Source organism: Psychromarinibacter sediminicola (assembly GCF_029168335.1).
Lineage (GTDB): Bacteria > Pseudomonadota > Alphaproteobacteria > Rhodobacterales > Rhodobacteraceae > Psychromarinibacter > Psychromarinibacter sediminicola.
Window position 1 is genome coordinate 1 of record NZ_JARGYC010000251.1, and the last position, 385, is coordinate 385.

Sequence of the window (385 nt, forward strand, 5' to 3'; positions counted from 1 at the left end):
TGCGCGATCTGATCCAGGACGCGGCGCAACGGCTGATGGACATCGAGGTGGCCGCCGTGTGCGGCGCCGGGCATGGCGAGCGCAGCCCAGACCGGGAGAACCAGCGGAACGGCTACCGGCCGCGGCAGTGGGATACGCGTGCGGGCACGATCGGCTTGAACATCCCCAAGCTGCGCAAGGGCGTGCCTGCGGCACCTTCCCGACCTTCCTGGAGCCGCGCCGGACGGCCGAGAAGGCGCTGATGGGTGTCATCCAGGAAGCCTACATCCACGGGGTCTCCACCCGCGCCGTCGACGATCTGGTCCGTGCCATGGGGCTGACGGGCACGTCCAAGAGCCAGGTCTCGCGGCTGTGCGAGGAGATCGACGAGCGGGTGCAGGCGTTC

1 pseudogene is annotated in these 385 nt (G+C 69.6%); it reads left to right on the forward strand.

The features are described from left to right. A pseudogene (locus P1J78_RS25230) lies at nucleotides 1–385 on the forward strand (transposase); the annotation flags it as partial.